This window comes from Clostridium sp. ATCC BAA-442 (assembly GCF_964239415.1).
Lineage (GTDB): Bacteria > Bacillota > Clostridia > Oscillospirales > Oscillospiraceae > Flavonifractor > Flavonifractor plautii.
Genome location: NZ_CAXSQB010000029.1, coordinates 21,726 through 28,638, shown reverse-complemented (window position 1 = coordinate 28,638; position 6,913 = coordinate 21,726). Strand labels below are relative to the sequence as shown.

7 protein-coding genes are annotated in these 6,913 nt (G+C 54.8%); 6 read left to right on the top strand and 1 reads right to left on the bottom strand.

From position 1 onward, the window contains the following. Nucleotides 1-1,097 precede the first annotated feature (1,097 nt). Entirely contained in the window at nt 1,098-1,943 is an 846-nt protein-coding gene (locus tag ACESY8_RS12670; RefSeq protein ID WP_498794765.1) for an RluA family pseudouridine synthase, read from the bottom strand. Between the two features lie 35 nt (nt 1,944-1,978). Here ACESY8_RS12670 and ACESY8_RS12665 point away from each other — a divergent pair, with 35 nt between their 5' ends. The 6 genes from ACESY8_RS12665 (at nt 1,979) to ACESY8_RS12640 (ending at nt 6,764) form a co-directional block, all read left to right on the top strand. Then, complete coding sequence (locus ACESY8_RS12665; RefSeq protein WP_054339414.1) at nt 1,979-2,707, top strand: nitroreductase family protein; 729 nt, start codon at nt 1,979-1,981, stop codon at nt 2,705-2,707. A gap of 106 nt (nt 2,708-2,813) precedes the next feature. Beyond that, nucleotides 2,814-3,323 (top strand): RNA polymerase sigma factor, encoded by a 510-nt coding sequence (locus tag ACESY8_RS12660; RefSeq protein WP_009259689.1) that lies wholly within the window; start codon nt 2,814-2,816, stop codon nt 3,321-3,323. A 45-nt stretch (nt 3,324-3,368) separates the two neighbouring features. Then, nucleotides 3,369-4,289 carry a DUF4367 domain-containing protein gene (locus ACESY8_RS12655; protein ID WP_009259690.1) on the top strand — a complete coding sequence of 307 codons (921 nt, stop codon included), beginning with the start codon at nt 3,369-3,371 and terminating at the stop codon, nt 4,287-4,289. Between the two features lie 17 nt (nt 4,290-4,306). Beyond that, entirely contained in the window at nt 4,307-4,744 is a 438-nt protein-coding gene (locus ACESY8_RS12650; protein ID WP_044942569.1) for a hypothetical protein, read from the top strand. 63 nt (nt 4,745-4,807) lie between these two features. Then, nucleotides 4,808-6,082 (top strand): hypothetical protein, encoded by a 1,275-nt coding sequence (locus ACESY8_RS12645; protein WP_157838676.1) that lies wholly within the window; start codon nt 4,808-4,810, stop codon nt 6,080-6,082. A gap of 103 nt (nt 6,083-6,185) precedes the next feature. Further along, on the top strand, nt 6,186-6,764 hold the full coding sequence (locus tag ACESY8_RS12640; protein WP_152970529.1) for a hypothetical protein: 579 nt from the start codon (nt 6,186-6,188) through the stop codon (nt 6,762-6,764). Nucleotides 6,765-6,913: the final 149 nt, after the last annotated feature.

Here is a 6,913-nt window from a genome sequence, read left to right as displayed (position 1 = left end):
CCCCCCCCCCCCCCCCCCCCCCCCCCCCCCTTCTCTTTTTCACTCTCCTGTGGTACAATGGCGGAAATAATCCAACACGGAGGTGATCCCATGGTCAAGCGCCGCGCCCTCCTGGCGCTGCTCCCCCTGCTTCTCCTGGCTGGCTGCAAACAACCGGAGAAGTTTTCCACATCCTCTGGTGTATCTGTGGAAAATCCCGCCGCCGATGCGCTGGCCTCCGCCCAGCTTGGGGAGCTGGACGGCCTGCTCTCCGAGGCGGAGCTGGCCCATGTACATACCCTTGTGGAACAGCTCCTCCCCCTGCGCCAGACACGGGAGGCGGAAGCACGGTGGCAGTTGTCCACTGAGGAGGCCAATCTGGTGGACCGCCTCAACCGGCTCTATGAGCGGTACACGCTCAAATACCTGGGGGGCGGCGGCTCCTGGGGCTATGCCTCTCCCGCCGAGCGCCCGCTGGCCGACTATGCCGTGGAGCCGGACGGCGGCCTCCGGCTGACCTCTGGGGAGGATGTCTACCGTCCCCTGTGGGCACAGGTGAACGCCCTTCTGCCCGAGGGGGCCCTGGACGGCTTTTCCCGCTTTACTGTCTTTACCGACGGTCTGGATGAAACCCTGGCCTATGTGTCCCCCCTGGATGACACAGGGACGCGGTGGGAACTGGCGGTGGACCCGGCGGATGCCGGGGAGTTGGACTGGTTTACCGAAACCGTCCTCCACGAGTATACCCACTACCTCACCCTCAACGACACCCAGGCGGACTACGGCGCTCCGGAGAGCGGCGCACGGTACTGCGAGGAGGGCATGGTCGCCCGGTCCGGCTCCTATCTGGATGACTTCTACCACGCCTTCTGGACGGACTACCTGCATGACCGCCTGGCCAATCCGGACAGCTATGGCTTTTACCTCCGGCACCAGGCGGATTTCGTCACCGACTACGCCTCCACCGACCCGTCGGAGGACATTGCGGAGAGCTTCACCTACTTTGTCCTGTGGGACGCCCCGGAGGGGGATGCCGTCTGGGAGGAGAAGCTGAACTTTTTCTACCGCTATCCCGAGCTGGTGGAGTTCCGCACCCAGGCCCGGGCCCGGCTGGGTCTCTAGCAGACCAGCGCGCGGAAGCCCCGGGGGGCCCCGGAGCGGAACGTCCGCTCCTCCCCGGTGAAGGGGTCGGTCAGGGCCAGCTCGTGGGCGTGGAGGCACAGGCGGCCCAGCGGGCTGGCGGCCGCGCCGTAGTCCCGGTCTCCCGCCACGGGGCAGCCCAGCTCGCTCAGGTGGGCGCGGATCTGGTTCTTGCGCCCGGTGTCGATGTCCACCTCCAGCAGGGTGTACTCCCGCCCCGCCTGGATGGTGCGGTAGTGGGTCACCGCCTCCTTGCCGCCGGAGCGGACGGAGTAGACCTTGTGGGCGGCGTTCTCCCGCAGAAGGGTGCGGATGGTGTCCTCCTCCCTGGGGGGCCGGCCCTCCACCACCGCCAGATAGCCCCGGCGGCGCACCAGCGCGTCCCAGTGCTCCTGATAGGCCCGCTTGGTCTCCTCGTCTTTGGCGAACAGGAGCACGCCGGAGGTGTCGCGGTCCAGCCGGTGGACGATGAACACCCGCCCTCCGGGCCTGGTGCGGCGCACGTACTCCCCCGCCATGCGGTAGGCGGTGCGCACCTTCTCCCGGTCGCTGGCCATGCTCAGCAGGCCGGAGGGCTTGTCAATGACCAGGATGCGCCCGTCCTCATAGAGCACCGGGAAGGGGGCCCGCCGCGCCTCCGCCCCCTGGGCGAGCACGCTCACCCGCTGGCCGGGGGCGAGGGGGTGGTCGGGGCGGCGGACGGCCGCCCCATCCACCTGCACCTGCCCCCGGGCGAGCAGCGACTTGACATGGTTGCGGCTCCCCTTCACGTGCTCCAGCAGGAAGGGCAGCAGCGGGCCGCCCCGCTCCACGGTAAACTGCATCTCTTTCACACCATCACATCCTAGGAGGGATTTTTATGAACGAAGTTCTGTCCCAGCTCCACGCCCGCAAGTCGGTGCGGGCCTTTCTGGACCGGCCCATTCCCCCGGAGGCCCGGCGGGCCATCCTGGAGGCGGCCTGCGCCGCCCCCACGGCGGGGAACCAGCAGCTCTATACCATTTTAGACATTACCGACCAGGCCGTCAAGGACACGTTGGCCGACACCTGCGACCACCAGCCCTTCATCGCCCAGGCCCCGCTGGTGCTCCTTTTCTGCGCCGACTGCCAGAAGTGGTACGACGCCTTTGCCGCCGGGGGCTGTTCCCCCCGCCGCCCCGGGCCGGGCGACCTGTGGCTGGCCCTGTCCGACGCCAATATCGCCGCCCAGAACGCCGTCACCGCCGCATGGAGCCTGGGCATCGGCTCCTGCTACATCGGCGACATTCTGGAGCAGGTGGAGACCCACCGGACCCTGCTCCGCCTGCCGGAGTACGTGGTGCCCGCCGCCCTGCTGGTGTTTGGCTACCCCACACAGCAACAGCAGGAGCGGGAAAAGCCCCGCCGCCGCGCCTTGGAGCACATCGTCCACGAGAACGCCTACCGCCGCATGGAGCCGGCCGAGCTGGAGGCTATGCTGGCCGACAACGCCGGAGCCCGGCCCTACGGTGCGTGGCTGGACGCCTTCTGCAAGCGCAAGTACAACTCCGATTTCTCCCGCGAGATGTCCCGCTCCATGGCCGAGTACCTCAAGCCCTTTCTGCCGTAAAAACGCCCGCTCCCGGTTTTGGCTGGAAACCGGGGGCGGGATTGCATTTTCCAGCCTGCTTCGGTAAAATGGAGCCGGTACCAGCCAACCGGGAGGAGAGATGCTTATGAGTCCAGCAGATGAAGCATGGGTGAAGGAACTTTATGAAGCCAATGCCCTCAAACTGTATAAGGTCGCTTTCCGCCGGCTGGGCGATAAAGACGAGGCTGAGAATGTCGTACAGGAGGCATTCTTATTGCTCCTGGCTCGGTTTGATACCGTAAGAGTTCATCCAAACCCCTCCGGGTGGCTGATGAAAGTCGTTCAAAACCTAATCCGCCATTCTATGGACAGGAACCAGAAGCAATCTAGCCATGAAATTTCCATAGAGGAACAAATCACTCAAATCAGCGCCCCTCCAAAACAGTTTTTTTCTCTGCGCGATATACTGCCGCCGGGCCTCACCCAGCGGGAACAGGATCTGTTGGTCTGGTTCTATGAGGAAGGGCTGTCCTACGGGGAGATTTCTGCACGGCTGAAGATTCCGATCCTGACCTGCCGGACTCAGATGTTCCGGGCAAAGCAACACTATAAAAAGCTGGCGGAAAAAGAAACAGATTTTTCAGAATTGATGTAATGTTTCTATCAGTCTTTCTGATATTCCTAAGAAGGAGGTGTCATGATGCCCGAGAAGAAACGAGCCCCACACCAGTCGGGCAGAGGGAAGGGCAACGTCTCTCAAATCCAAGGACATCTGTGCGACAAAACAGCGGACGAGCTGTTGACAGAGCTGGAAGCCAGGATGGATGAAATGACAGACCTTACCTATGATGAGGATGTGATTGACTCCTATCTGGCCGCCCTGGACAAAAAAGCTCCTCTCGAAAAAGATTTTGATGTGGAACGGTCATGGGAAAAGTTCCGTTCACAGCATGCGATTTTATTCGACGAGGACATTTTGCCCAAACCGGAGGTTCCCCAAAGAGGATCTCATGGATTCCGTTTCCGCAGAGCCTTCGCAAGAGTTGTCGTTGTTGCGGCCATCGTCGCCGTATTCACTATGTTTTGTGCACAGGCCGCTGGCATCGACGTGTTTGGTGCAATCGGGCGATGGACGGAGGAGACATTCCGCTTTGCTGCCCCGGCAGGCCCTGCAACTTCCGCGGTTTCCGCAGTTCCTGTTGACATTGATGGGGTTCTGATCTACGAAGTGGAGCAATACCCCACGCTTCAGGATGCTTTTGACGCCCACTCCATTTCTGAACCGCTGGCCCCGTCCTGGATTCCGGAGGGGTATGTGCTGGACTATGTGGAGGCCAGCCCTTCAACCGGACAGGTCGTATTCACTGCCTCCTACAGCAGCGGTCAGAGCATCCTGAACCTTATGTATTCCTATCGAATGGACGGCACCTTTTCCTCATCCATCTTTGAAAAAGATGGTTCCTCTGTGATCGAGTACACCAAAAACGGCATTGTCCACTACATCATGTCGAATGTGAATGTACGGGTGGCTGCCTGGGTGAACGGTACCTGTGAGTGCTCTATTACGGGACCGTTGACCGAACAGGAAATGATCACAATCATTGATTCTATTTATACATAAGAGAGGAGCAGTCAACTATGAAAAAATCTCTGCGCTGCATCTGTGCAGCAATTTTTGCGCTGGCCTTCTGCACAGGCTTCGTCATCCATGCTTCGGCGGTTGAGCGGGCAAGTTCCTATCTTACGAGATATTCTGCCACGCTTTTCGCGGGTGACCGTGGCGCCGTTGAAATAACGATTTCCGTCGTCGCAAATCAACGTGTTTCAGAACTGGGCGCCAGCTACATTTTGTTGGAGGAGTCCGACGATGGCGGAAGGACCTGGAGCACCGCCAAAGAGTACGAGGGCGAAAGCTGGATGACCGCCGAAAACCGCTCCAGCTACAGCAGGACCCTTTCGTATCAGGGAACCATCGGACATCAATACCGGGTAACGGCGGATGTCTTTGCCGAGGACGAAGACGGTGGTGATAGCAGGACGACCCCGACCTCCGCTGCCATTACAGCAAAGAGATAATCTTCGATGTATTCCTAGTCCGAAATGTTGATTAAATACAAACATGAAAGGTAGGAATTTGTAATGTTAAGGAAATTCGTATCACTGTTCTTAATCCTTGTCTTGCTACTTTCTACAGCATCTGCTACCTCAGAACCAATACCAGATGAAATCGTATATACTAATGGAGTGACTATCAATCACATCCTAAACCATACCGCCTTTGATAAAATTTTTAATACAAATTCTCAGGGAAGTTCCTATTCCTCAAATGATGAATACGGAAATATCAATCTGTATTTGTCAATGGTTTCTGCACCGAATAGTATGTATGAGACTACATTAGATTTTGAAGTTAATATTGGGGGAGATACACACCTAATTAGCACCCACGGAACTTCGTATGAACTTATACCTTATGAAAATGGGAGCATCCTTTTCGGAGATTTGGTTGGACATACCTTTATTAATGGCACAGAATGTGATGTTAATGTAGGAATGCTTAAAGCCACTGATAGTGAAACTGTAAGCGTTGCAGTTACTATCATTCCTCAAAATGCAAGAGATTGGAATGATGTTGTTAGGTTTGATTTCGGAGGTACTGTGATTACTCCAGAGATGGTTTCAAATATGAATACAAAGCAAAGCAATAATCATGGTGGAAAAAATAGTATCAAGGTGCTTGATGATGCTCAGGAAGTACCTAACTGGGACAAAACTTCTTCTATTCTGGTTGGTTTTGAGAGTTATGATGGCCCAGATGCCCCTTCTTATTCGCAGAAGCTTCAGCTTGCATACGCAGATAATGCCGATCGATTAGCAGCAGGCGTTACAACATTTTGCGATGAGATCAATTCGAGTTTTGATGGAACACTTGCTGGCACGCAACATGTTGGAACCTCTGTATCAACCGTCGACTTTAGCATTAGTCGAAATGACAGTATGCCAACTATATCTGTAGATTCCATAAGTAAAAATACGACCGGGGATGATGTAACATTTGTTAGCAAACTATTTGATCTCGTAACAGGTGCATTTGAAATTGAATCCAGCGTTGCTAGTATTTTAAAAACGATAATTTCAAACGCAGGGAATAAATTTACGGTAACGCTTGATGATTCTACTGATGCCAGTAAGGAAGTACACTTTTGGGCTAATCCTTTGGCAGGAATTACCTTTGACGATGCACCAATAGCAGTAGCATTTAATCTGCATTCAGTGCAACCTGGGAAGTATTCCTTTGCGATATCTTCGGATGTCACATATACATCGACAGTTTCAGATTCCTTTTCGTATATAGTTTATACTTATCGCTCAAATACAGCAGCACTTTCTCATCAAAGGTTTGATATAGGTTAAGCAGTAAATGGACACCAGCATCCCCTGGTACTATTAATTTTGATCACGTAATTCTCTTTAGCATATATACAACTTGTGGCATCACTAAGAGGTTCAGTGAGACATGGAAAAGCTACGGTATAAATTCCGACATTATTTTTTGCCCATATTCATTGCAACAATTGTAGCATTCCCCTTAGCGTTTGTACTTGGATCATCGCAATTAAGCGCGTCAGGTGCACGAATCGCGAAAGCAAGCGAGATACAAGCATATCATATGAACACTGCACCGCTAAATATCAAAAGGAATTTAGCTGACTATTTGTATGGTAGCGGCAAAAAGGATGAGAGCCTATCAAGAATACTGCTTGAAACAGAGAATCTTTACACAGTAATTTCCTATCCATACACTTCGGTTTCGCCACAGGGGATTGCAATATTGAACGATGAACAACTGCACACTGTTATGAACTTTCTCTCTGCCCTCAAGTCTTTGACCTATCGCGCTTATTTTGCAACGGCAGAAAATGACGGTGTTACAGAAGCATCGTGCAGGCAGGCGTTAGATAAAGTATATACGACCGTATTGTCCCCTGTCTCCGAATTGGGCCAAAATCAAACACTTCAGCTGGCGCAAAGCCTGATGTCGGAAGAGGGAAGCGCATTGCTGGATACCTTGAGCAAAATGCAAACGCCCTCATGATCATGATATCCGTCAGCGTTATATGGCTGAAGTCCGTCCAAAGGGATATCCAGCCCGTGTCTTTTGTACACGGAGACACTTCCCTACTTCCTTTCCCCTAACAGCAGGAGCGGGGGGGGGGGGGGGGGGGGGGGGGGGGGGGGGGGGGG

Bases quoted from the DNA above. Each gene is read 5' to 3' on its own strand.
- ACESY8_RS12670 (WP_498794765.1), bottom strand. From the start codon at position 1,943: ATGCAGTTTACCGTGGAGCGGGGCGGCCCGCTGCTGCCCTTCCTGCTG.
- ACESY8_RS12665 (WP_054339414.1), top strand. From the start codon at position 1,979: ATGAACGAAGTTCTGTCCCAGCTCCACGCCCGCAAGTCGGTGCGGGCC.
- ACESY8_RS12660 (WP_009259689.1), top strand. From the start codon at position 2,814: ATGAGTCCAGCAGATGAAGCATGGGTGAAGGAACTTTATGAAGCCAAT.
- ACESY8_RS12655 (WP_009259690.1), top strand. From the start codon at position 3,369: ATGCCCGAGAAGAAACGAGCCCCACACCAGTCGGGCAGAGGGAAGGGC.
- ACESY8_RS12650 (WP_044942569.1), top strand. From the start codon at position 4,307: ATGAAAAAATCTCTGCGCTGCATCTGTGCAGCAATTTTTGCGCTGGCC.
- ACESY8_RS12645 (WP_157838676.1), top strand. From the start codon at position 4,808: ATGTTAAGGAAATTCGTATCACTGTTCTTAATCCTTGTCTTGCTACTT.
- ACESY8_RS12640 (WP_152970529.1), top strand. From the start codon at position 6,186: ATGGAAAAGCTACGGTATAAATTCCGACATTATTTTTTGCCCATATTC.